We start from the raw sequence: 23,661 nt of genomic DNA, 5'->3' as shown, positions 1-23,661 counted from the left end.
GCCCTCATTGCCGTTGCTCGAAAGCTGCTCACCATCCTCAACGCCATGATGCGCGACAGAAAGCCCTATCGGACAGCCCCTTCAACATAACAGTTGCCGGCCTGCGCCGGGACGACACCGAGTGCGGATTGGCCGCACCGGCTACTGTGCATGGGGTTGTTTTCGATATTTTGGCGGAGCCGTAGCCCGGATGGAGCCAACGGGTCGCGCGAACGCGCGCCCGATGACAGGCTCCGCGCAATCGGGGGCGGTCTTGACGCGGTGATAGCGTCCCGGATTTCGCTGCGCTGCATCCGGGCTACGGAATTCCTACAGCATGCTCGGCAGCACGCGATCCGGCGGCTTGTGGGCGTCGAGGAAGGTGCGGATGTTGATGATCACCTTCTCGCCCATCTCGACGCGGCCTTCGATGGTGGCCGAGCCCATATGCGGCAGCAGCGTCACCTTGCCGGCCTTGGCGAGCCGCACCAGCTTCGGGTTCACCGCGGGCTCGTGCTCATAGACGTCGAGGCCGGCACCGCCGACATCGCCGGCTTCGATCAGCTTGATCAGCGTGTCCTCGTCGATCACCTCGCCGCGCGCGGTGTTGACGATATAGGCCTCCTTGCGGATCAGCTTGAGCCGCCGCGCCGAGAGCAGATGATAGGTGGCCGGCGTGTGCGGACAGTTCACCGAAATGATGTCCATCCGCGCCAGCATCTGGTCGAGGCTTTCCCAATAGGTCGCGCCGAGCTCGTCGGCGATCATGGGCGCCACCGGCCGGCGGTTGTGATAATGGATCTGCAGGCCGAAGGCGCGGGCGCGGCGTGCCACGGCCTGGCCGATGCGGCCCATGCCGATGATGCCGAGCCTTTTTCCCCCGATGCGGTGGCCGAGCATCCAGGTTGGCGACCAGCCGGCCCAGTGCTGCTTGCCTTCCGTGAGAATCGAGGCGCCCTCGATCAGGCGCCGCGGCACCGCGAGGATCAGCGCCATGGTCATGTCGGCGGTGTCCTCGGTCAGCACCTTCGGGGTGTTGGTCACCGTGATGCCGCGGGCATGGGCTGCGGCGACGTCGATATTGTCGACGCCGTTGCCGAAATTGGCGATCATCTTCAGCTTGCAGTCGGGCTGATTGATCACGTCCTCGCGGATCATGTCGGTCACGGTCGGCACCAGCACGTCGGCGGTCTTCACCGCTTCGGCGATCTGTTCCGGCGTCATCGGCGTGTCGTCGAGATTCAGTCTGGCGTCGAACAGCTCGCGCATCCGGGTCTCGATCGAGTCCGGCAGCTTGCGAGTGACGACGACGAGAGGCTTTTTCTTCACCGACATGTCCTGCTTTCATGAGGCGCGCGGCTCGCCAAAAACCGAGCCGTTGAGGCCTCATTAACCCGGTTGTTCGACACTGCTGATAGCCGCGCTGTCCCGGCGTTTCCTTCGCGTTTCCTAGGGTTCCCCGATACTTGTCCCGGCTTTCGCAAAGGGGCGACGACGGGAAATTCGGGTGTTCTGGCCTTCAGGCGTTCCGTCCTCTCTAGCAGAAGGCCGGGCCAAGACAAGAACCCCTCGGATCGATGCGCCCAGGGACCGGATCGCGCCGGCGCAGCGGCCTTGGGGCGTGGGCTTAGGCTTGGGTTTGAATTTGGGTTTGGGTTGCAGCTCGCCGAATGCGGGTTGGGCATCTCGGCAGGAGACGAGTTGATGGTCTGGCGTTTGGGTTCATTGGTGGCTCTGGTCGGGAGCATGCTGAGCGCGTCGGTGATGCCCGGACATACCGCCAAGGATTTGAGCCCCACCACCAGCGGCCTGCCGATTCCGCGCTATGTCAGCCTGAAATCCGATCATGTGAACGTTCGGGGTGGCCCGACCAAGGATAACGACGTCGCCTGGGTTTACACCCGCTCGGGGCTGCCGGTCGAAATCACCGCCGAGTTCGAGAACTGGCGCCGGGTGCGCGATTCCGAGGGCGCCGAGGGCTGGGTCTATCACTCGCTGCTGTCCGGCCGCCGCACCGCGGTCGTGACGATGAAGAACAAGGACGATCTGGCCTCGCTCTACGATCGTCCCGACGCGACCAGCGCGATCGCAGCCCGGCTGCAGGCCGGCGTCGTCGCGCAGGTCAAGAAATGCGCCAACAACTGGTGCCGGGTCACCGGCAACGGGTTCGACGGCTGGATCGAGCAGCAGCGCCTCTGGGGCGTCTACGCCGACGAGAAGGTGGACTGAGCTTCCTCGTCCCCAACAAAAATGGCCGGGACTAGCCCGGCCATCACAACTCAAGGCGACGGTAACGCGACTCAGCGCTTCTTGCGCAGCCGCACGACCATGTCGACGCGGGAAATCTCGTAGCCTTCAGGCACGTTGGGCATCTTCGACAGCACGAGGTTCGGGTCGGGAATGTCGACCAGCTCGTGGTTGTGCTCGAGATAGAAGTGGTGATGGGTCGACACGTTGGTGTCGAAATAGGTCTTGGTGCCGTCGACGCTGACCTGCCGCAACAGGCCGGCATCGGTCAGCTGGTTGAGCGTGTTGTAGACGGTCGCCAGCGACACCGGAACCTTGGCCAGCGTGGCTTCCTCGTACAGCATTTCAGCGGTCAGGTGGCGGGCACCCTTACCGAACAGCAGCCAGCCCAGCGCCATGCGCTGGCGGGTCGGCCGGAGGCCGGCAGACTGCAGCATCTCGTTGACGTCATGCCACGGGCAGCCGGTCAGGGCAGGGTGATGCCCAGCGCCCCGGGCAGCCGGGTGCACGGCATCATCGTTCACAGCCGGTACTTCTTCGTTCATATCCACTCTATGCACCCAACTCAGGCAATATTCCTCATAAATATAAAAAGGATGCCCATCAGATGCAAGTTTTTCGCAACTAGAACGAATCCAAGCTGCGGTAGAAACCTAAGGAGAAGCGGTAATTTATCATCGGAATGCCGCTTTGCCGCCCGGTTAGCCCTATGTTAGAGAGCGCGCGGACCACATATGCGCTTTCGGCAGAGATAACAGGCCGGTAGCGTACCCAGGTAGCGCCAAGATGCGGGACGGGTTATTCCGGTTCCCGTGGGTAGATTAAGGTCCGACCAAGCAAAAGCGCTTCATCGGGACATCAGAGGTGGAAAGAGGATGCTGGATCGGCGCGGCGGTTACGAATACGAGGATTTGCTGGCCTGCGGGCGGGGCGAGCTGTTCGGTCCCGGCAACGCCCAGTTGCCGCTGCCGCCGATGCTCATGTTCGATCGCATCAGCGATATCTCGGAAACCGGCGGCGAGTACGGCAGGGGCCTGGTGCGCGCCGAGCTCGAGGTGAAACCGGATCTCTGGTTCTTCGGCTGCCACTTCAAGAACGATCCGGTGATGCCGGGCTGCCTCGGCCTCGATGCCATGTGGCAAATGGTCGGCTTTTTCCTCGGCTGGAGCGGTGGCGAAGGTCGTGGCCGCGCGCTCGGCCTCGGCGAGCTGAAGTTCTCCGGACAGGTGCTGCCGCACGCGCGCAAGGTTGTGTACAACATCGATATCAAGCGCGTGATGCGGTCAAAGCTCGTGCTTGGAATTGCCGACGGGTGGCTTTCCATGGACGACGAGATTATTTATCGCGCCAAGGACTTGAAGGTCGGTTTGTTCAAGCAGGGCACGGCACCGTCTTGAGCGGGATCATCACGCGGCAACATAAAGGCAGGGCGAGGCGAACATGAGGCGGGTTGTCATCACGGGGATGGGGATTGTCTCATCCATCGGTAACAACACCCAGGAAGTGCTTGCGAGCCTCTACGAGGCAAAGTCGGGCATTTCGCGCGCGGAGAAGGCCGCCGAGCTCGGCTTCAGATCGCAGGTGCACGGTGCGCCGACGCTCAATCCCGCCGAGGTGATCGATCGCCGCGCGATGCGGTTTCTTGCCGAAGGTGCCGCGTGGAATCACGTCGCCATGGAGCAGGCGATCCGCGACTCCGGCCTCGAGGCCAACGAAGTCTCCAACATCCGCACCGGCATCATCATGGGATCCGGCGGACCATCGACACGCACACTGGTGGAAGCCGCCGACATCGCGCGCGCCAAGGGGCCGAAGCGCGTTGGTCCGTTCGCGGTGCCGAAGGGCATGTCGTCGACCGCGTCGGCGACGCTTGCGACCTGGTTCAAGATCAAGGGCGTGAACTACTCGATCTCCTCGGCCTGCGCGACGTCGAACCATTGCATCGGCAATGCCTATGAAACGATCCAGATCGGCAAGCAGGACGTCATCTTCGCCGGCGGCTGCGAGGAACTCGACTGGACACTGTCGGTGCTGTTCGACGCCATGGGCGCGATGTCCTCGAAATACAATGACACGCCGGCCACCGCCTCGCGTCCCTACGATCTCAACCGCGACGGCTTCGTGATCGCCGGCGGCGCAGGCGTCGTCGTGCTCGAAGAGCTCGAGCACGCCAAGGCGCGCGGCGCCAGAATTTACGGTGAGGTCGTCGGCTACGGCGCCACCTCGGATGGTTACGACATGGTGGCACCGTCGGGCGAGGGCGCCGAGCGCTGCATGCGCATGGCGATGTCGACGGTGAACACGCCGGTCGACTACATCAATCCGCACGCCACCTCGACGCCGGCCGGCGATCCGCCGGAGATCGAGGCGATCCGCAAGGTGTTCGGCACCGGCGAGAAGTGCCCGCCGATTTCGGCGACCAAGGCGCTGACCGGCCACTCGCTCGGCGCCACCGGCGTGCAGGAGGCGATCTATTCGCTGCTGATGCTCAACAACGGCTTCATCTGCGAGAGCGCGCATATCACCGAACTCGATCCCGCCTTTGCCGACATGCCGATCGTGCGCAAGCGCATCGACAACGCCAAGCTCGGCACCGTGCTGTCGAACTCGTTCGGCTTCGGCGGCACCAACGCCACGCTGGTGTTCAAGCGCCTGGATGCGTGATCCGGTTTTCACCTCCTCTCGCCTGCGGTGCAAAGCCCGCGGGCCGCGAATGGGGACAATGCAACGATCCGAAATGGGGTGCGCATGATTATTGAACCGCGCGTGCGAGGCTTCATCTGCACGACGGCACATCCCGTCGGCTGCGCCACGAATGTCCGCGAACAGATCGCCTATGTTCTCAAGCAGGGCCCGATCGCGGACTGTCCCAAGCGCGTTGCCGTGCTGGGCTGCTCGACGGGCTACGGTCTCGCGAGCCGCATCGTCGCGACCTTCGCCGGCGGCGCCGACACGATCGGCGTGTCGCTGGAGCGTGAGCCGTCGGAAAAGCGAAGCGCCAGCGCCGGCTGGTACAATAACCGCGCCTTCGAGATCGAGGCCGAGAAGATCGGCCGCTCGCCGCTGACGCTGGAGGGCGATGCCTTCTCCGACGAGCTGAAGGCGGCCTTCATCGAGCGCGTGCGCGAAAAATTCGGGCAGCTCGACATGCTGGTCTACAGCATGGCCGCGCCGGTCCGCACCGATCCGGACACCGGCAAGACCTATCGCTCGGTCATCAAGCCGCTGGGCGCGCCGGTCGAGATCAAGACGCTCGACACCGAGACCGGCGAGGTGTTCCAGACCACGCTCGAGCCGGCGAATGAGGAGCAGACCGCGGCTACCGTCGCGGTGATGGGCGGCGACGACTGGAAGCGCTGGATCGATCAGCTCGCGGATGCCGGCGTGCTGGCGCCGGGCTTCCGCACCCTCAACTACACCTATATCGGCAGCGAGCTGACCTGGCCGATCTACTGGAACGGCACGCTCGGTCGCGCCAAGGTCGATCTCGACAGCAAAGCGGCAGCGATCCGGGGCCGGCTGGGTGCGGACGCCGCCCGCGTCGTCGCGCTGAAGGCCGTCGTCACCCAGGCGAGCTCGGCTATACCGGTGGTGCCGCTCTACGGCACGGTACTGTTCAAGGTCATGAAGCAGCTCGGGCTTCACGAAGGCTGCATCGAGCAGATCGACCGCCTGTTCCGCAGCAAGCTCGGCAAGGACGTCGCGCTCGACGATACGCAGCGCGTCCGGGTCGACGATTGGGAGCTTTCGCCCGAAGTGCAGACGGAAGTGTCGCGGCGCTGGCCGCTGCTCACCACCGAGACGCTCGGCGACCTCGCCGACCTCGGGGAATACAAGAGCCAGTTCCTGCGCCTGTTCGGCTTCGGCATCGAGGGCGTGGATTACACGCAGGACGTCGATCCACGCGTCGTCCCGGGCTAGACGGGCCGGCGCCGCTGCTTGGTAGCCCGGATGGAGCGGAGCGCAATCCGGGACAGCTCCATCCGCGGATACAGCGGCCCCGGATTTCGCTGCGCTTCATCCGGGCTACGAGCGCGTTATCCCGCCGCGATCTTCTCTGCGCGCTGGAATGCGGGCCGCGCCACGCAACGGTCGATATAGGCGTCGAACGACGGCCGCGGCGGCACCAGCTTGAACACGCGCACCGCAAAATTCAGTCCCGCGCCGATCGCGATGTCGGCGGCGGAGAATTGTTCGCCGAGGATCCACGGCCCCTTCTGCAGCTCGGCGTCGAGCACGTCGAACACCTGCGCGGCGCTGCCCCATGCCGCGGTGCTGGTCGGCACCTCGAGCTTGGTGAAGAGCTGGATCAGCGCCGGCTCGATGCAGCTCGGCGAGAAGAACAGCCATTGCAGATAGCGTGCGCGCTTGGGGTCGTTCACGGCCGGCGCAAGCTTCGTCTCCGGATAGCGGTCGGCGATATAGGCACAGATCGCGGCGGCCTCGGCGAGCTTCGCATCGCCATCGGTCAATGCCGGCACCTTGCCCATCGGGTTGATCTTGAGGAAGTCCGGTGCCTTCTGCGCGCCGGTGCTGATGTCGGTCAGCACCCGCTCGTAGGGCAGGCCGGATTCCTCCAGCAGCCAGATGGCGGAGAACGAGCGCGAGCGCGGCGACCAGTACAGCTTGATCATGGGTTAGCCTCCGATGTGCGGTCTGTTCTCTTCCACCGATAGTGCTTCATCATGAAGCCGGTGACCGGATTGGGCGCTTCCTTCTCGAACACGAAACCCTCGCGCTCGTACCAGCGCCAGGCCTTCTCGTTCTCGCGGACGCATTTCAGCCAGATCTCGTCCGGCATCTGCCGGCGCGTGAAGGCGAGCAGCTCGCGTCCCAGGCTCCGGCCCTGATGGCTTGGCGCGACCATCAGCTGGTCGAGCAGCAGGGTCGGCAGGTGCAGCGCCAGCATGGCGGCGATGGTGCCGCGGTCGTCGGCGACGAACAGGCTCCAGCCGCCGGTGATCTCGAGCGGCAGGCGGGCGCGCAGATCGCTCAACAGGCTTTCACTTGCCCGCGAGAGCCCGGTCGACGTCCAGCTGTCCATCCAGGCGCGCGCGATCACATCCAGTTCGTCGGGACGGGCGGGGCGGATGATCGGCCGTGTCATCATGGTTTCCTGGCGCTCGCCATCCGGCGCGCGAAGCTCCGGCTGTACAAAGCAGAAGGCCTCGCGATTGGTCGGGGGGCTTCAACTCTAGCGCTGCCTTTCGTGGCGAGCGAGCCTTGCGGCGGCTCAGACGCCGAGTGTGCCGGCCTTGGCGGCCGCATAGCGTTCCGCCACGGCCTTCCAGTTCACCGTATTCCACCACGCCTTGAGGTAATCGGGCCGGCGGTTCTGGTACGTGAGATAATAGGCGTGCTCCCAGACGTCGTTGCCGAGCAGCGCGCGCTTGCCGTCCATGATCGGATTGTCCTGGTTCGGCCGGGTCTCGATCGCGAGCTTGCCGTCCTTGGTCACGGTGACGAACACCCAGCCGGACCCGAATACGCGTCCGCCGGCGGCGTTGAAATCGGTCTGCAATTTCTCCATGCCGCCGAGATCGCGGTCGATCGCGGCGAGCACCTCGCCGTCCGCCTTGCCGCCGTTCGGTCCCATGATCTGCCAGAACATCGTGTGGTTGGCGTGGCCGCCCATGTTGTTGCGCACGCCGGTACGGATCGCGTCCGGCACGCTGCCGAGATTGGCGAGCACCTCGGTGACCGGCTTCTCGGCGATCTGCGGATTGTCCTTGGCGAAAGTGTTGAGGTTGGTGACATAGGCCTGGTGATGCCGGTCGTGATGGATCTCCATCGTCTTGGCATCGATGTGCGGCTCCAGCGCATTGGCGGGATAAGTCAGCGGATCGATCTTGAATGGTCCGGCCGGCGCCTGCGTCGTGGCCTGCGCGAATGCTGCGCGCGACGAGGCGGCGGCCGCGGCGATGCCGCCTGCTGCAATGATCAAGTGGCGTCGGGACATCAAGGACATCGTCATTCTCCATGCTGGAAAGCGTCCTGATGTTAGGCGCAAGTTGTGAACGGGTTCCAACGGTGTCGGTCACAATGTCGGGTCAAGACCGCGCACGCCGATCAGCCGGGATTGATCTGCGTCCGAGCCTCCAAAAGCAAAAAGGGCGGCCCTTGGGCCGCCCTTTCGTAATGATCAGTTTGCCGGTTGGTTTGGCTTACTCGCCGGCAGCTTCGCGCGCGGCCGGGGCGTCGCTCTTCTGCTTGGCCTCGAGGTCCTCACCGGTCTCCTGGTCGACCGCCTTCATCGACAGGCGGGTCTTGCCGCGATCGTCGAAGCCGAGCAGCTTGACCTTGACCTTGTCGCCTTCCTTGACGACGTCGGAGGTCTTCTGCACGCGGTTGGACGCGAGCTGGCTGATGTGGACCAGTCCGTCCTTGGCGCCGAAGAAGTTCACGAACGCGCCGAACTCCATCACCTTGACGACGGTGCCCTCGTAGATCTGGCCGACCTCCGGATCGGAAGCGATCGACTTGATCCACTTGATCGCGGCCTTCATCGCCTCGCCGTCGTTGGAGGCGACCTTGACGGTGCCGTCGTCCTCGATGTTGACCTTGGCGCCGGTCTTCTCGACGATCTCGCGGATCACCTTGCCGCCGGTGCCGATCACTTCGCGGATCTTGTCGGTGGCGATCTTGAAGGTCTCGATGCGCGGGGCGTATTCGCCGAGCTCGGCACGCGCCGCGGTCAGGGCCTTGGACATTTCACCCAGGATGTGGATGCGCCCTTCCTTGGCCTGGCCAAGCGCAACCTTCATGATCTCCTCGGTGATGCCCTCGATCTTGATGTCCATCTGGAGCGAGGTGATGCCCTGGTCGGTACCGGCGACCTTGAAGTCCATGTCGCCGAGATGATCCTCGTCACCGAGGATGTCCGACAGCACCGCGAAGCGCTGACCTTCGAGGATCAGGCCCATGGCGATACCGGCGGTCGGCCGCTTCAGCGGCACGCCGGCGTCCATCAGCGACAGCGAAGCGCCGCAGACCGAGGCCATCGAGGACGAGCCGTTCGACTCGGTGATCTCGGAGACCACGCGGATCGTGTACGGGAACTCGTGATGCGGCGGCAGCACCGGGTGGATCGCGCGCCAGGCGAGCTTGCCGTGGCCGATCTCGCGGCGCTTGGTGCCGCCGAGGCGACCGGTTTCACCGACCGAGTAGGGCGGGAAGTTGTAGTGCAGCAGGAACGTTTCCTTGTAGGTCCCCGACAGCGCGTCGATGTACTGCTCGTCCTCGCCGGTGCCGAGCGTGGTCACGACCATCGCCTGGGTCTCACCGCGGGTGAACAGCGCCGAACCGTGGGCGCGCGGCAGCACGCCGGCTTCGGCGACGATGTTGCGCACGGTCTTGGCGTCACGGCCGTCGATGCGCTTGCCGGTGTCGAGGATGTTCCAGCGAACGATCTTGGCTTCCAGTTCCTTGAACACGCCGGCGACGCGCAGCTTGTCGTATTTCGGCTCCTGGCCTTCCGGGAAGAAGTGCGCCAGCACCTTCTCCTTGACGGCGCCGACGGCGGCATAGCGCTCCTGCTTGACCGGGATCGCATAGGCCTTGCGGAGCTCCTGCTCGGCGATGCCGAGCATCTCCTTCTCGATCTCCGAATTGTCGATCGTGGTGACTTCGCGCGGCTCCTTGGCGGCTTTCTCGGCGAGCTCGATGATCGCGTTGATCACCGGCTGGAAGTGGCGGTGGCCGAACATGACCGCGCCGAGCATCACGTCTTCGTTGAGCTCCTTGGCTTCCGATTCCACCATCAGCACGGCGTCGGCGGTGCCGGCGACGACCAGGTCGAGCTGGGTCTCGGTCATCTCGTCCAGCGTCGGGTTGAGGATGAACTCGTCATTGGCGAAGCCGACGCGCGCGGCGCCGATCGGGCCCTTGAACGGCGCGCCCGACAGCGTCAGGGCGGCGGAGGCGGCGACCAGCGACACGATGTCCGGATCGTTCTCCATGTCGTGTGAGAGCACGGTGACGATCACCTGGGTCTCGTTGCGCCAGCCGTCGACGAACAGCGGACGGATCGGGCGGTCGATCAGGCGGGAGACCAGCGTCTCCTTTTCGGTCGGACGGCCCTCGCGCTTGAAGTAACCGCCGGGAATGCGGCCCGCAGCGTAGGTCTTCTCCTGATAGTCGACCGTGAGCGGCAGGAAGTCGACGCCCTCGCGCGGCGCCTTCGCCGCGACGACGGTGGCAAGCACCACGGTCTCGCCGTAGGTCGCCATCACGGCACCGTCGGCCTGGCGGGCGATCTTGCCGGTTTCAAGTTTGAGGGGACGTCCACCCCAGTCGATCTCGACGGAATGCGAATTGAACATTTCGGTTTTCTTTCATGGTTTCACGAAAGCACGGCGCCCTGAAACACAAAGACCATGCCAAGACGGCGAGACACTGATGCGCGTGTTGCGATCAGCATCCGGCGATCCTGCCATGGTCCCTGGATTTCGGATGGCGTCCATCCTTTCGGTCATCTGGGCATCTTGCCCGGTCCAGCGGCCGGATTGCTGCTGGACGCTAGTTGGCATGGCGCGACTGCCATGCTGCGCATGATCATCTTTCGACAATTCGAAAGCCCGATTTCACGGACGACCATGCGAAAACGCGCGCGAATTCTCGCGCGCGTGCTTTTCAAATCAACGACGGATGTTGTGCTTCTCGAGCAGCGCCTTGTAGCGCGCCTCGTCCTTGCGCTTGATGTAGTCAAGCAGGGAACGGCGCGTCGACACGAGCTTCAGGAGGCCGCGGCGTGAATGGTTGTCCTTCACATGGCTCTTGAAGTGCTCGGTGAGGTTATTGATGCGTTCCGACAGGATCGCGACCTGGACCTCAGGCGAGCCGGTGTCGCCGGCTTTGTTGGCATTCGTCTTGATGACTTCCGCTTTGCGTTCGGCGGTAATCGACATCGTCAGTTGCTTTCATCGTTGCGAGCCGGACCGGCAGTCAGTCCGTTCAGGTTGAACACGCGCTTGGGGATGAGTTCGCCATTGCCAATTTCAGCAAGCGCGAGAAGCCGGCCTGCCACCGTGACATAGACTGTGCCGCTGGTATTGGGCGCATCCCGTCCGCGCAACAAAACGGCCTGGCCCCTGTGGAGCCTTGCCGCATCAGCCCGTGTGACGGCCAGTGCCGGGATGTCGTCCAGCGCGGTCTCAACGGGCAAAAGCGCGTCGGCGAGGCTGCCCTCGCCAGACGCGGCTCTATTGCACAAAGCCTCCAACTGTTCCAGCGGAATCATGTCCCGTTCGGTAAACGGACCGACAAGGGTCCGCCGCAGGGCGCAGATATGGCCGAAACAGCCCAGAATCCGGCCCATATCGCGGGCCAGGGCCCGGACATAGGTTCCCTTGCCGCACTCGGCCTCGAACACGGATTGGCCGTTATCTCCATGTTCCACAAGGGTTAATTCGTGAATTTCGACCGGGCGGGGCTTCAGTTCCACGGTCTCGCCATCGCGCGCCAGATCATAGGCCCGCTCGCCCTGCACCTTGATCGCCGAATATTGCGGCGGGATCTGCTCGATCACCCCGGTGAAGCGCGGCAGCAGCTCGCGGATCGAATCGGCGGTCGGCCGGTTCTCGCTGGTCCGGACCGGCCGTCCCTCGGTGTCGTCGGTGTCGCGCTCCTCGCCCCAGCACACCGTGAAGCGGTAGCGCTTGCGGCCGTCCATCACGAACGGCACCGTCTTGGTGGCCTCGCCGAGCGCGATCGGCAGCCCGCCGGAGGCGAGCGGATCGAGGGTGCCGGCATGGCCGGCGCGCTTGGCCTGGAACAGGCGCTTGAGCACGGCGACCGCCTGGGTCGAGGTCATGCCGATCGGCTTGTCGAGCACCACCCAGCCATGGACGTCGCGCTTGTCGCGCCGCGGCTGCTGGTTCGGCCTGCCCTGCTTGTGGCGCGGGTCGTTGTTGGTGCGGCGCGCATCGTCGGTGCGCGGCCCGGCAAAAGCATCCCGCTCAGCGTCGCGCGCGTCGGAATCCTTCGCGTCGATCACGCTGTTGGTCGTCATCACAGTCATTCCTCGTCGTCCGAATCGGGTGCAAGGTCTCGCTGCACCGCAGGTGTCCGCAGTAGTTTCTCGATGCGCGCCGCCTCGTCGAACCGCTCGTCGACGCGGAAGCGAATGTCGGGTGCAAATTTCAGATTGACGCGATGCGCGATCTCGCCGCGAAGGAACTTCTTGTTGCGCTCGAGCGCCGTGATCACCGCGTCGGTGTCGCGGCCGCCGAGCGGCATCACGTAGATCGTCGCGAGCTTCAGGTCCGGCGACATACGCACCTCGGGAACGGTGATGATGTGGCCTTCGAGATCGGGATCGTGAACCTCACCCTGCGACAGAATCTCGGCAACCGCGTGGCGAACGGTTTCGCCGACGCGCAGCTGACGTTGTGATCCGCCGGGGCTGGAACTCTTCTTTTGACGGGGCATGACCTTCTTCCAAAACCGTCGCGCCCGCAGGCCGTGGCCGCGGGCATCAATGTCCTGACTTTGCTTTCAATCGGGCAATGCGCTGGTGGCCGGACCAAAGTCCGGCCACGTCGTCGCATTTTCAGTCAAATGGACCCAACGCTTGGTAAGATTTGGACTTACAGAGAGCGCTGGATCGTCTCGATGCGGTAACACTCGATCACGTCGCCGACACGCATGTCGCCGTAGTTCTCGAATGCCATGCCGCACTCCTGGCCGGAGACCACTTCCTTCACTTCATCCTTGAAGCGCTTCAGCGTCGACAGCTTGCCTTCGTGCACCACGACGTTGTCGCGGATCAGGCGAACGTTGGCGCCGCGTTCCACGGTGCCGTCGGTGACGCGGCAACCCGCGACCTTGCCGACCTTGGAAATGTTGAACACTTCCAGGATCTGCGCGTTGCCCAGCATGGTTTCGCGCAGCGTGGGCGCGAGCAGGCCGGACATCGCCTTTTTGATGTCATCCACGAGGTCGTAGATGATGTTGTAGTAGCGGATCTCGATGCCGTTGCGCTTGGCTGCGGCGGCCGCTTCCTTGTTGGCGCGGACCGAGAAGCCGATGATCGCGGCATTGAAGCCTTCCGCCAGCGTGACGTCGGACTCCGAGATGCCGCCGACGCCGGCATGCAGGATGCGGGCGGCGACTTCGTCGGTGCCGAGCTTCTCGAGCGAGCCCAGGATCGCTTCCAGCGAGCCCTGCACGTCGGCCTTGACGATCAGCGGGAACTCCTTGCGGCCCGCGGTCTTCAGCTGCGACATCATCTGCTCGAGCGAGCCGCGCATGCCGGAGATCGAGGCAGCCGCGTTCTCGCGCTTCTGGTGCGCGCGGTAGCTCGTGACCTGGCGGGCGCGGGCTTCGTTCTCGACCACGGCGAGACGATCGCCGGCTTCCGGCGGACCATTGAAGCCGAGCACCTCGACCGGCACGGACGGACCGGCCTCTTCGAGATTCTCGCCCTGGTCGGAGATCAGCGCGCGAACGCGGCCCATTTCGGCGCCGGCCACGATGATGTCGCCGACGCGCAGCGTGCCGCGCTGCACCAGCACGGTCGCGACCGGACCGCGGCCGCGATCGAGCTTGGCTTCGATCACGGTGCCTTCCGCCGGACGCTCCGAGTTGGTCTTCAGATCGAGGATTTCGGCCTGCAGCGCGATCATCTCGAGCAGCTTGTCGAGATTGGTCTTGTTCTTGGCCGAGACCTCGACGTCGACGACGTCGCCGCCGAGCGATTCGACCTGCACCTCGTACTGCAGCAATTCGGTGCGGACGCGCTCGGGCCGCGCATCGGGCTTGTCGATCTTGTTGATCGCCACGATCATCGGCACCTTGGCCGCCTTGGCGTGGTTGATCGCCTCGATCGTCTGCGGCATCACGCCGTCATCGGCCGCAACCACCAGCACGACGATGTCGGTGACCTTGGCGCCGCGGGCGCGCATCGCGGTGAACGCGGCGTGGCCGGGCGTGTCGATGAAGGTGATCTTGGTGCCGCTCTCGGGCGACAGCACCTGATAGGCGCCGATATGCTGGGTAATGCCGCCGGCTTCGCCGGACACCACGTTGGCGTGGCGCAGCGCGTCGAGCAGCGAGGTCTTGCCGTGGTCGACGTGACCCATCACGGTGACCACGGGCGAACGCGGCTCGGTGTCGGTGGAATTGTCGACGACGTCGAACAGGCCCTCTTCGACGTCCGACGCGGCAACGCGCTTGACGCTGTGACCAAGCTCTTCGGCGATCAGCTGCGCGGTGTCGGCATCGATCACGTCGGTGATCTTGTGCATCGCGCCCTGCTTCATCAGCATGCGGATGACGTCGACCGCGCGTTCCGACATGCGGTTCGCGAGCTCCTGGATCGTGATCGCTTCCGGGATGACGACTTCGCGGATCAGCTTTTCCTTGGGCTCGTTCGACGCATGCCCCTTCAGGCGCTGGGTGCGGCGGCGGAACGAGGCGATCGAGCGCTCGCGGACGTCATCGGCGTTGAGCGCGGTGGTCAGGGTGAGGCGACCGCGCTCTTTCTGCGGACCGGGCTTGTGGGTGGTCTTCGGAGCCGCGGCGGGGCGCACGGCGCCGCCGGGGCGGCGCACCAGGCGCGGACCCTCGTCTTCGTCGGGCCCGGCCGCAACCGCCGCCGGCCTCGGCGCGGAGGCTGGTGTGCGCGCGGTTGTCGTGGTCGTCGGGCGTGCTGCGGGCGCACGGGCGGGCGGAGCGGATGCAGGTGCCGATGTCGCGGGCCTGGCCGCCGGGGCGGCCGGCGCGCCGGGCTTGGCCTCGCCTTCGCCGAAGCGACGCTTGGCCTCGACTTCGGCCTTGCGCTTGGCCTCTTCCTCGTGGCGGTGACGTTCCTCTTCCGCCTTGCGGCGGGTTTCGGCGGCCTCGCGCTCAGCCTTCTCGGCAGCCTCGCGAACGGCGCGGCGCTTGGCTTCCTCTTCGGCCTGGCGGCGCTCCTCGACGTCGCGCTGACGGGCGTCGGCAAGCGCATTGGCGCGCGCGGAACGCTCGTCCTCGGTCAGGGTCGGCAGCACCACGCCGGAGCGGGTGTTACGCTGCGGCTGGGGCGCGGGGCGGCCCATCGGCGGCTTGGCGACAGGCGGCGGCGCCGCGGGCTTTGCAACCACGGGTTCGGGCGCATGCGCCTCGCCGGGGCCATCGCCACCGACGCGGCGCTTGCCGCGCTTCTCGACCACGACCTGCTTGGTCCGGCCGTGGCTGAAGCTCTGGCGCACGGTGCCCGTCTCGACGCGCGGCTTTAGCGACAACGTCTTGCTCGGAACACTCAAAGTCTTGTCGCCAGGGGTCTTGGTATCAACCATTCAGCAGTCCTAATCTCGTTTCGCTGTGCGTTTGCCGCACAAATCCTTCAACGTGTCGTCGTTTGCTGAGCATAATCCGATCGGAAAGGCGGCCTCCGCCCTCCTGGATCAGGCTCTGGAATTTCTGGCCGCTTCGGCGGTCTTGTCGTCGTCGGCCATCCGGTATCGGACCAGCAACTGGCAGCGCGACAGGAACGTCTTGCTCGCTGGGCCCGCGAGCAGCGCAGCATGTATCACATTTGACCGCCCAAGTGCCAAATCCAATTCTTCCGACGTCAAAACATTGACGACGGCGATTACCGGCGATTCACCACGTTTTTCGCCCCTTTGCCTGAGGATCGCGTCCAATTTGCGGATTCCGTCCGCCGCGCCGTCGGAAGCGTGGATCAGGGCTGCAGTTTCGTTCCGGTTGAGTGCGTCCTCGACCTTGCCGAAGCCTGCGACGACCTGGCCGGCCTTGGCGGCCATCGCCAGGGCCTCGGTGACGCTGCGGACCAAGAGGGCCTCGGTGTCGGCGGGAAGGGTCGGCGCGACGCGGATATTGCGCTTGAATCCCTTGCTAAAATGGTGACGACGGACCGCTTCCGCAACGCTGTGCCGTGATGCGGAAATCCATAATCCGCGGCCGGGCAGCTTGCGCTTGAGATCCGCCATCACCTCGCCCGTGGGCGCGACGACGAACCGGATCAGCTCGTCGACCGGACGGACCTCACGGCTGACCGCGCACATCCGAGTGGTCGCGGACTTCTGCGTCCGCGGTCCATCGTCGAGATCGGGGTCAGCCTGGGCGAGCATCCGTGGGGCATCTCCTTACGACGCCGCTGTTTCGGCTTCGGCGTCGGTGTCGGCCTCTTCAGCCGGCTTGGCGAGGTCGGCCTCGGTGATCCAGCCGGCCTTCAGGCGGGCCTGCATGATCACCGCCTCGGCCTCGTCGCGCGAGATCTCGATGCCGTCGAGGAACCCGGCATGCTTGGTCGGCTCGCCGCCTTCCTTGCGCTCGGTCCAGCCGACCAGATCGTCGGTGGCGCAGCCGGCGAGATCCTCGACCGTCTTGACGTCGTTTTCGCCGAGTTTCACCAGCATCTTGCCGGTGATGCCGGGCACGTCCTTCATGGCGTCCTCGACGCCGAGTTCCTTGCGCTTGGCTTCCAGCTCGGCCTCGAGCTGTTCCAGATATTCGCGGGCGCGGGTCTGCAACTCGGTGGCGGTCTCCTCGTCGAAACCTTCGATACCGGCGAGTTCCTTGACGTCGACGAGAGCGAGTTCCTCGACCGAGGTGAAGCCTTCCGAGGCGAGCAGCTGGCCGACCACTTCGTCGACATTGAGCGCTTCCATGAACACGCGGGTCGAGTTCTCGAAGTCGGCCTGGCGGCGCTCCGACTCTTCCTGCTCGGTCAGGATGTCGATGTCCCAGCCGGTCAGCTGCGAGGCCAGGCGGACGTTCTGGCCGCGCCGGCCGATCGCCAGCGACAGCTGGTTGTTGGTGTCGGGAACCACGACCTCGATACGCTCGCGCTCCTCATCGATGACGACCTTGGCGACTTCGGCCGGCGCCAGCGCGTTGACCACGAAGGTCGCGATGTCGGGCGACCACGGAATGATGTCGATCTTCTCGCCCTGCAGCTCGTTCACCACGGCCTGCACGCGCGAGCCGCGCATGCCGACGCAGGCGCCGACCGGGTCGACCGAGGAATCGCGCGAGATCACGCCGATCTTGGCGCGCGACCCGGGATCGCGGGCGACCGCCTTGATCTCGACGATGCCGTCGTAGATTTCCGGCACTTCCTGCGCGAACAACTTGGCCATGAACTGCGGATGGGTGCGCGACAGGAAGATCTGCGGGCCGCGGGTCTCGCGGCGGACGTCGAAGATATAGGCGCGGACGCGGTCGCCGTTGCGGAACACTTCGCGCGGCAGCATCTCGTCGCGGCGCACGATCGCTTCGCCACGGCCGAGATCGACGATCACGCTGCCATATTCGACGCGCTTGACGATGCCGTTGACGATGTCGCCGATGCGGTCCTTGAATTCCTGGTACTGCCGGTCGCGCTCGGCCTCGCGCACCTTCTGCACGATCACCTGCTTGGCGGACTGCGCGGCGATGCGGCCATATTCCAGCGGCGGCAGCGTGTCGGCGATGGTGTCGCCGACCTGGGCGCCCGGATTGGCGCGCTGCGCATCGTGCAGCGAAATCTGGTTCGAGGAGTTTTCGACGACATCGACCACCAGCATGTGGCGGGTCAGCCGCAGCTCGCCCTTCTTGGCATCGATCTCGGCATGGACGTCGGTCTCGCTGCCGTAGCGGGCGCGGGCGGCCTTGGCGATGGCGTCTTCCATCGCCGCGATCACGATGGAGCGGTCGATCGACTTTTCGCGCGCAACTGCGTCTGCGATCTGCAGCAGTTCGAGTTTGTTGGCGCTGACTGCCATGGCTTAGTCTCCTTCGAATGGATCGATCTCGCCACGGCGTGCGCGCTCGGCGGCCAGGCGGTGCTTTTTGGTGTTGGTCGGAGCCGGCTTGTTGCCGGGCATGTGAGCAGGCTTGTCACCAGACTTGGGTTTCGGCTTCTGGCTCTTCGTGGGATCGCTGTTCTTGGCGTGGGCCGGCTGCGGCGGCGCCAGGCCGAGCTCGCGGCGCAGCTCGCGCTCGGCGGCCTTGCCGCGGCGCATCGATTCCTCGATCAGCTCGTCGGTCAGCACCAGCCGGGCGTCCGAGATGTCTTCCATCACCAGGAGGACCTCGGCGTCTTCGGTGGGGCGCGGATCGTCACGCTTGATGCGCACCGCGTTGTCTTCGACGCCGGCGAGCAGGCCGCGGAACCGCTTGCGGCCCTGATGCGGCACGGCCATCTCGATCTTCACGAGATGCCCGGTGTAGCGTTCGAAGTCGGAGCGGCGCACCAGCGGGCGGTCGATGCCGGGCGACGAGATCTCGAGCCGGTAGGCGCGCTCGATCGGGTCGGCGACATCGAGCACCGGCGACAGCGCGCGCGAGATCGCCTCGCAATCCTCGAGCTGCATCGAGCCGTCGGGGCGCTCCGCCATGATCTGCACGGTGCAGCCGGCGTCACCCGAGACCTTGATGCGCACCAGCCGATAGCCCATGCCCTGCAGCACCGGGACAGCGACCGCGGCGACGCGGGCCGCGACCCCGGGCTCGACCACGAGCCGCGGCTCGGCGAGCAGTTCGGTGTCCACGGGTGTGGCGGTCGGATCGGTCATATCCAGTGTCAAAGGCTGTCTAGGGTCTGCTGAGGTCTGCTGTGTTGTTCTGGAGGCCTTAAGGGGCCGCTAACGCTACCCAAACTGGATCCAGCCTCGCCGGGTCCCGTCAGGTAATAAAAAAGAGCGGGTCCCGGGGGGCCCACTCTCCTACGCGATCGTATGAGATACCATAAGTTGCGGTGGATATAGCTCTTTCGCCGGGGTCCGGCAAGGCCTCCGTGTCGGGCGGAACGCGATTTTGCGGCCCGGAGGGGCCAGATTCGACCTAACCCTCCGTTTACGAACGGGGCCATAGATTGCCGAAAATCGGCAGAAGCCGCCGGTTGGACAAGGCTCATGACGACAGCCCCAGCGCTGATCCCGGAACTCGACGACATCGTTCGCCGTGGCGACCCCAAGCGCCGCGCCGACGCCGCGCGGCGGCTCGGCGAGCTGTTCCTGCAGGGTGCCGCGAGCTTCCGCCCCGACCATATCGACCTGTTCGACGGCGTGCTGACCAGCCTGGTGCCGCACGCCGAGCTCGCTGCGCGGATCGATCTCGCCGAACGGCTCGCGCTGCTCGCCAACGCGCCGCGGCATCTGGTCGGGCAGCTCGCCCACGAGGACGAGGTGGCGATCGCAGGACCGCTCCTGCGCCGATCGCCGGTGATCGACGAAAAGGTGCTGGTCGAGATCGCCAATGCCAAGGGCCAGGGCCATCTGCTGGCGATGGCCGAGCGGCCCAAGCTCTCGACGGCGCTGACCGACGTCCTGGTCCGCCGCGGCGACCGCGATGTGATCCGATCCGCGGCCGGCAATGCCGGCGCGGCGTTCTCGGACGCCTCCTTCACGACCTTGGTGCAGCGTGCCGGCCAGGACGGCGTGCTGACCTTGCGGATCGGCCGCCGCGACGATCTTCCGCCCGCACATCTGAAGAGCCTGCTGGCCGGCTCGCTCGACGTGATCCGCCGCCGCTTGCACGTCGTCGCCAAGCCGGAACGGCAGGCCGAGATCAAGCAGGCGATGAACGAGATCGAGGGCGCCGTCGCGCAAGTCGAGGGCCGCGATTTCGCGGCTGCCCAACGCACGATCCTGGCGCTGCACCGCGCCGGCGAATTGAACGAGGCCGCGGTGGCAGGCTTCGCGAAGGCCTTCAAATACGAGGAATGCGTGGCGGCGCTCGCCGCGATGACCGGCGTGAAGATCGTCTCGCTCGATCGCCTGATCTCCGGCGACCGCTACGATCCGATCCTGATCGCCGGCAAGACGATCGGCTTCGAATGGTCGACCGTGCGCGCTTTGATCCTGATGCGGCTCGGCGCCAACCGCGTGCCGTCGCCGGCGGATATCGAAGGCGCGCGGGTGAATTTCGTGCGCCTGATGCCGTCGACCGCGCAGCGCGTCGTGGATTTCTGGAAGTCGCGCTAATCCGCAAGACGACTCTTCATCACGTCATCCTGAGACGCGCGTTCCGCGCTCCTCAGGGTGACGGACGAGAGCCGTTCCGTTATGCTTTCCGCAAGGCGCGACACAGCGCCAACGGGGAGATCGCCATGCTGACGGACGCCGACATCCAATCGCACGCCGAGCGGATCCGCGACGACGGATACACCGTGATCGAGCGCGCCGCCTCACCGGAATTGGTCGAGGGATTAAAGGCCGCGGTGCTGCGGATCGAGAGCGAGCACAATCTCGGCCTTGCGCGGACATCATTCGAAGGCTTCAAGACGCTGCGCATCAACAACCTGCTGATCTATGACGATCTGTTCTGGGAGGTGCCGCTGCATGACAACGTGCTGCCGGTGGTCGAGCGCGTGCTGGACAGGGAATGCCTGCTGTCGTCGTTCTGCTCGCTGGTGCTCGGCCCCGGCGAGGTGGCGCAGCCGATCTACGAAGACACCCAGTTGATCCCGCTGCCGCGGCCGCACATTCCGATCACGATCAATGCGATCTGGGCGCTGTCGGATTTCCGCGACGACAATGGCGCGACGCGGATCATTCCGCGCAGCCACACATTCGATTCCTCACCGGAATACGGCAAGCATTACGACGCGGTCACCGCGACCATGCCGGCCGGCAGCGTGATGCTGTTCGACAGCGCGCTGTGGCATGGCGGCGGCGCCAACACCAGTGACGCCAGGCGCTTTGCCTTCTCTTGCGCCTATTGCTGGGGCTGGATGCGGCAGCAGGAAAACCTGCAGCTCGGGATTCCGCGCGAGACCGCGGCGCGCTTTCCGCGCCGCCTGCAGGAATTGTGCGGCTACAGCGTCTACAAGGGCCAGTTCGGCCACATCGACAATCACGATCCGATCGAGCTGCTCGGCCGCGAGCGCGGCAAGCGCATGGTCTGGGAAGCGACCGACGTCAGGAAGGCGCGGATGGCGGGACAGGGGTAACTGTTCGTCATTCCGGGCTCGTGCTTCGCACGCCCCGGAATGACGGCAATCAAGGCAATCGCCGAAACCTCAAATACGCCGCCTTGCGGCCTTCGCGCTCGGCCTTGGCGCCGTAGCGTGTCATGGTGTAGTTCGGCCACGGCTCGAGCCAGTCGATCGCGCGCTCGGCGAGCCAGGCGAAGTCGGGCGAGCGCATCAGATGCGCGAGCGTCCAGGCGCAGTAGTCGTCGATGTCGCTGACGAAGCGGAATTCGCCGCCCGGCGGCAGCAGCCGCGTCATCGCCGTGACCGTTGCATCCTGCACGAAGCGCCGCTTCCAGTGCCGCCGCTTCGGCCACGGATCGGGATGAATCAGGTCGATGCGCGCGAGCGAGCGCGCTGGCGCCCAGGCCAGCAGCTCGGCCGCGTCGCCGGCGAACAGGCGGATGTTGCCGATATTCTGCGCCTCGATCTGGGTCAGGATCTTGGCCATCCCGTTGACATAGGGCTCGCAGCCGATGAAGCCGGTCGCCGGAAAGGCCTGCGCTTCCGCGATCAGATGCTCGCCGCCGCCGAAGCCGATTTCGAGCCGGACATTCTCGATGCCGTCATCGAACAATTCGGTCAGCGTCTCGGGCGCGGGCATCGAGATGTCGACCGACAGATGCGGCAGCAGCGTGTCGATCAGGTCGGCCTGATGCGGGCGCAGCTTGTGGCCCTTGCGCCGCCCGAAGAACGAGCCGCGCGAATGGGCCGTCGCGCCGTCGTCGGGAGACTCGCGATCGCCGCTGTCGTTCGGAGCCGGTGTCATCGCAGCGTCTGATAGAGCCGGTGGAGCAGCCGCGCGCGCGGCTCGATCGACGAGATGTAGAGCTGCTCGTAATGGGTGTGCGCGCCCTTGCCGTCGACCCCGAGGCCGTCGAGGGTCGCGGTATGCGGCGCGGTGAAATTGCCGTCGGACCCGCCGCCGGTGAAGACGTCGATCAGCTCGAAGCCGAGCTCGGCGGCAAGCCCCTTGGCGTGTTCGTAGAGCGCGGCGCCGGCGTTGCTCTTCTCGTAGGGCGGCCGGTTCAATTCGCCGGTCACCTTCACGGTGACGCCCTCGCTGCGCGAGGTGATTCCGAGGATCTTCGGCACCAGCTCGTCGGCGTCGGCCATGGTCGGCACGCGCAGATCGACTTCCGCATAGGCCTCTTCGGCGATCACATTCGGCTTGGTGCCGCCGCGGACCACGCCGACATTGACGGTGACGCCGCGCTTGAGGTCGTTCATCGCTTCCAGCGTCAGGATCACATGACCGAGCTCCCGGATCGCGCTGCGGCCGTCCTCGGGGCGGGTGCCGGCATGCGCCGGCGCGCCCTTGATGTGGACGTCGAACCGCGCCACGCCCTTGCGTCCGGTGACGATCTTGCCGCCGTCGCGCGCGGGTTCGGTCACCAGCACGTATTTGGCTTTGCGGCCCTCGGCCTCGATCAGCGCCCGCGAGGTCGGGCTGCCGATCTCCTCGTCCGAAACGTAGAGCTGGGTGATGCCGAGCGGCGGGCGCGCATCCTCGGCGCAGATCCGCCGGAACGCATGATAGGCGAGGTAGGCGCCGCCCTTCATGTCGTAGATGCCCGGACCGAACGCGCTGTCGCCTTCGATCTTGAATGGTAACCGTTCGATGAATCCCATCGGATGAACTGTGTCGAGATGGCTCAACACCAGAATGCCCGGCGCGTCCTGGCCCCAGGACGAGCGCGCGACCAGATGATCGCCGCAGCCGTCGCGTCCCGCAACGCGGTCGACGGTGGCGGGCAGGTCGCGATATTCAGACGCGACGAGATCGGCCAGTTTGTTGACCTGATCGGGCCGCTCCGTCGGCGACTCGATCTCGACCCAGCGGCGGATGCCGTCGAGGATGGCAGTGGTTTCGAACGGATTGCTGGACATGCTGTTATCGTCGCCTGTGAATTTGGCCTGTGAATTCGCTTTGTCATTCAGCGCACGCGCCGAAGTGTGACCCGGGCATGGGTGACGCGGATTTTCCGGAAAGACCTTGCTCCATCAAGGAGCTAAAGCGCGACGACGATTCCATCGGAACTCGTCACGCCTTAACGCATGCCGGAATGACATATTCCAGATTTGACGATCGCTCAAACGGATATGGCCGAATCAGACCTGTTCGGCCGCCTCGCGCGCCGCGATCTGCTCGACCAGTTCGACGATGCTGCGGCGGAGCTTGGCGTCCGCGATGCGGGTGAAGGCGCGGGTCAGGGCCAGGCCTTCGGCGGTTGCCAGAAAATCCGAGACATAGGTCGGCGAGGAGCCTTCGCTGAAGCCGTCGGCGGTCTTGACGCCGCTCGGGCCGCCGTCGAACAGGAAAGACACCGGCACCTGCAGGATCTCGGAGATCTGCTGCAGCCGGCTGGCGCCGACGCGATTGGTGCCCTTCTCGTACTTCTGCACCTGCTGGAACGTCAGGCCTAACGCCTCGCCCAATTTTTCCTGGCTCATGCCGAGCATGATGCGTCGCATGCGGACGCGGCTGCCGACATATTTGTCAACAGGATTGGGCGCTTTGGTGGACATTTCCAACT

General features: G+C 65.2%; 22 protein-coding genes. 6 read left to right on the top strand and 16 right to left on the bottom strand.

Going from position 1 to position 23,661, the window contains the following annotated elements; all coding sequences use genetic code 11:
• Positions 1-309: 309 nt before the first annotated feature.
• The gene (locus tag BRSPCE3_RS32415) at positions 310-1,314 is read right to left on the bottom strand and encodes a D-glycerate dehydrogenase (protein ID WP_244070639.1); all 1,005 of its coding nucleotides are present in this window, start codon (positions 1,312-1,314) and stop codon (positions 310-312) included.
• A gap of 369 nt (positions 1,315-1,683) precedes the next feature.
• On the opposite strand from BRSPCE3_RS32415, the gene BRSPCE3_RS32410 reads away from it, so the two are divergent.
• Positions 1,684-2,208: an SH3 domain-containing protein gene (locus BRSPCE3_RS32410; RefSeq protein WP_100555005.1), complete on the top strand. Its 525-nt coding sequence runs from the start codon at positions 1,684-1,686 to the stop codon at positions 2,206-2,208.
• A 71-nt stretch (positions 2,209-2,279) separates the two neighbouring features.
• On the opposite strand, the gene irrA is transcribed toward BRSPCE3_RS32410, so the two are convergent.
• Positions 2,280-2,771 carry an iron response transcriptional regulator IrrA gene (irrA, locus tag BRSPCE3_RS32405; RefSeq protein ID WP_283812672.1) on the bottom strand — a complete coding sequence of 164 codons (492 nt, stop codon included), beginning with the start codon at positions 2,769-2,771 and terminating at the stop codon, positions 2,280-2,282.
• A gap of 330 nt (positions 2,772-3,101) precedes the next feature.
• Between irrA and fabA the strand changes: the two genes are divergently transcribed.
• The 3 genes from fabA to fabV all read left to right on the top strand — a co-directional run bounded on the left by fabA (position 3,102) and on the right by fabV (position 6,147).
• A complete protein-coding gene (gene fabA / locus BRSPCE3_RS32400) occupies positions 3,102-3,623 on the top strand; it encodes a bifunctional 3-hydroxydecanoyl-ACP dehydratase/trans-2-decenoyl-ACP isomerase (protein ID WP_244070637.1) in 522 nt (173 codons plus the stop codon).
• A gap of 43 nt (positions 3,624-3,666) precedes the next feature.
• On the top strand, positions 3,667-4,890 hold the full coding sequence (gene fabB / locus BRSPCE3_RS32395) for a beta-ketoacyl-ACP synthase I (protein ID WP_244070635.1): 1,224 nt from the start codon (positions 3,667-3,669) through the stop codon (positions 4,888-4,890).
• 84 nt (positions 4,891-4,974) lie between these two features.
• Positions 4,975-6,147, top strand: coding sequence for an enoyl-ACP reductase FabV (fabV, locus tag BRSPCE3_RS32390; protein WP_244070633.1), 1,173 nt, complete (start codon positions 4,975-4,977; stop codon positions 6,145-6,147).
• Between the two features lie 116 nt (positions 6,148-6,263).
• Here the strand turns inward: fabV and BRSPCE3_RS32385 are convergent, their stop codons facing one another.
• From BRSPCE3_RS32385 to rimP, 11 genes are all read right to left on the bottom strand, one after another.
• Complete coding sequence (locus tag BRSPCE3_RS32385) at positions 6,264-6,860, bottom strand: glutathione S-transferase family protein (RefSeq protein ID WP_244070631.1); 597 nt, start codon at positions 6,858-6,860, stop codon at positions 6,264-6,266.
• Complete coding sequence (locus BRSPCE3_RS32380; RefSeq protein ID WP_244070629.1) at positions 6,857-7,333, bottom strand: N-acetyltransferase; 477 nt, start codon at positions 7,331-7,333, stop codon at positions 6,857-6,859. Before BRSPCE3_RS32380 ends, BRSPCE3_RS32385 begins: the two co-directional genes overlap by 4 nt.
• 126 nt (positions 7,334-7,459) lie before the next feature.
• Complete coding sequence (locus BRSPCE3_RS32375; protein WP_244070627.1) at positions 7,460-8,194, bottom strand: superoxide dismutase; 735 nt, start codon at positions 8,192-8,194, stop codon at positions 7,460-7,462.
• 196 nt (positions 8,195-8,390) lie between these two features.
• Complete coding sequence (pnp, locus tag BRSPCE3_RS32370) at positions 8,391-10,547, bottom strand: polyribonucleotide nucleotidyltransferase (RefSeq protein WP_244070625.1); 2,157 nt, start codon at positions 10,545-10,547, stop codon at positions 8,391-8,393.
• A 315-nt stretch (positions 10,548-10,862) separates the two neighbouring features.
• Entirely contained in the window at positions 10,863-11,132 is a 270-nt protein-coding gene (rpsO, locus tag BRSPCE3_RS32365; protein WP_016844725.1) for a 30S ribosomal protein S15, read from the bottom strand.
• Positions 11,133-11,134: 2 nt separating this feature from the next.
• Entirely contained in the window at positions 11,135-12,244 is a 1,110-nt protein-coding gene (gene truB / locus BRSPCE3_RS32360; protein ID WP_244070623.1) for a tRNA pseudouridine(55) synthase TruB, read from the bottom strand.
• On the bottom strand, positions 12,241-12,654 hold the full coding sequence (gene rbfA, locus BRSPCE3_RS32355; protein ID WP_244070621.1) for a 30S ribosome-binding factor RbfA: 414 nt from the start codon (positions 12,652-12,654) through the stop codon (positions 12,241-12,243). The genes truB and rbfA overlap by 4 nt, the downstream gene beginning before the upstream one ends.
• A 158-nt stretch (positions 12,655-12,812) precedes the next feature.
• Positions 12,813-15,503 carry a translation initiation factor IF-2 gene (gene infB / locus BRSPCE3_RS32350; protein ID WP_244070619.1) on the bottom strand — a complete coding sequence of 897 codons (2,691 nt, stop codon included), beginning with the start codon at positions 15,501-15,503 and terminating at the stop codon, positions 12,813-12,815.
• Positions 15,504-15,611: 108 nt separating this feature from the next.
• Entirely contained in the window at positions 15,612-16,298 is a 687-nt protein-coding gene (locus tag BRSPCE3_RS32345) for an RNA-binding protein (protein WP_244070617.1), read from the bottom strand.
• Between the two features lie 15 nt (positions 16,299-16,313).
• Positions 16,314-17,933, bottom strand: a complete 1,620-nt coding sequence (nusA, locus tag BRSPCE3_RS32340) for a transcription termination factor NusA (protein WP_244070616.1) — start codon at positions 17,931-17,933, stop codon at positions 16,314-16,316.
• 3 nt (positions 17,934-17,936) lie between these two features.
• Positions 17,937-18,725, bottom strand: a complete 789-nt coding sequence (rimP, locus tag BRSPCE3_RS32335) for a ribosome maturation factor RimP (protein ID WP_244070614.1) — start codon at positions 18,723-18,725, stop codon at positions 17,937-17,939.
• A 339-nt stretch (positions 18,726-19,064) separates the two neighbouring features.
• Between rimP and BRSPCE3_RS32330 the strand changes: the two genes are divergently transcribed.
• Complete coding sequence (locus BRSPCE3_RS32330; protein WP_244070612.1) at positions 19,065-20,135, top strand: DUF2336 domain-containing protein; 1,071 nt, start codon at positions 19,065-19,067, stop codon at positions 20,133-20,135.
• Positions 20,136-20,260: 125 nt separating this feature from the next.
• Positions 20,261-21,103 (top strand): phytanoyl-CoA dioxygenase family protein, encoded by an 843-nt coding sequence (locus BRSPCE3_RS32325; protein ID WP_244070610.1) that lies wholly within the window; start codon positions 20,261-20,263, stop codon positions 21,101-21,103.
• Positions 21,104-21,152: 49 nt separating this feature from the next.
• On the opposite strand, the gene trmB is transcribed toward BRSPCE3_RS32325, so the two are convergent.
• The 3 genes from trmB to BRSPCE3_RS32310 form a co-directional block, all read right to left on the bottom strand.
• Complete coding sequence (gene trmB, locus BRSPCE3_RS32320; RefSeq protein ID WP_244070608.1) at positions 21,153-21,893, bottom strand: tRNA (guanosine(46)-N7)-methyltransferase TrmB; 741 nt, start codon at positions 21,891-21,893, stop codon at positions 21,153-21,155.
• Entirely contained in the window at positions 21,890-23,014 is a 1,125-nt protein-coding gene (locus tag BRSPCE3_RS32315) for a M20 family metallopeptidase (protein WP_244070606.1), read from the bottom strand. The genes trmB and BRSPCE3_RS32315 overlap by 4 nt, the downstream gene beginning before the upstream one ends.
• Positions 23,015-23,236: 222 nt before the next feature.
• Complete coding sequence (locus BRSPCE3_RS32310) at positions 23,237-23,653, bottom strand: helix-turn-helix domain-containing protein (RefSeq protein ID WP_212019449.1); 417 nt, start codon at positions 23,651-23,653, stop codon at positions 23,237-23,239.
• Positions 23,654-23,661: the final 8 nt, after the last annotated feature.

This window comes from Bradyrhizobium sp. Ce-3 (assembly GCF_022835695.1).
Taxonomy (GTDB): domain Bacteria; phylum Pseudomonadota; class Alphaproteobacteria; order Rhizobiales; family Xanthobacteraceae; genus Bradyrhizobium.
The sequence above is the reverse complement of the archived record's forward strand: the minus strand, read 5'-3'. Positions and strand labels throughout refer to the sequence as shown.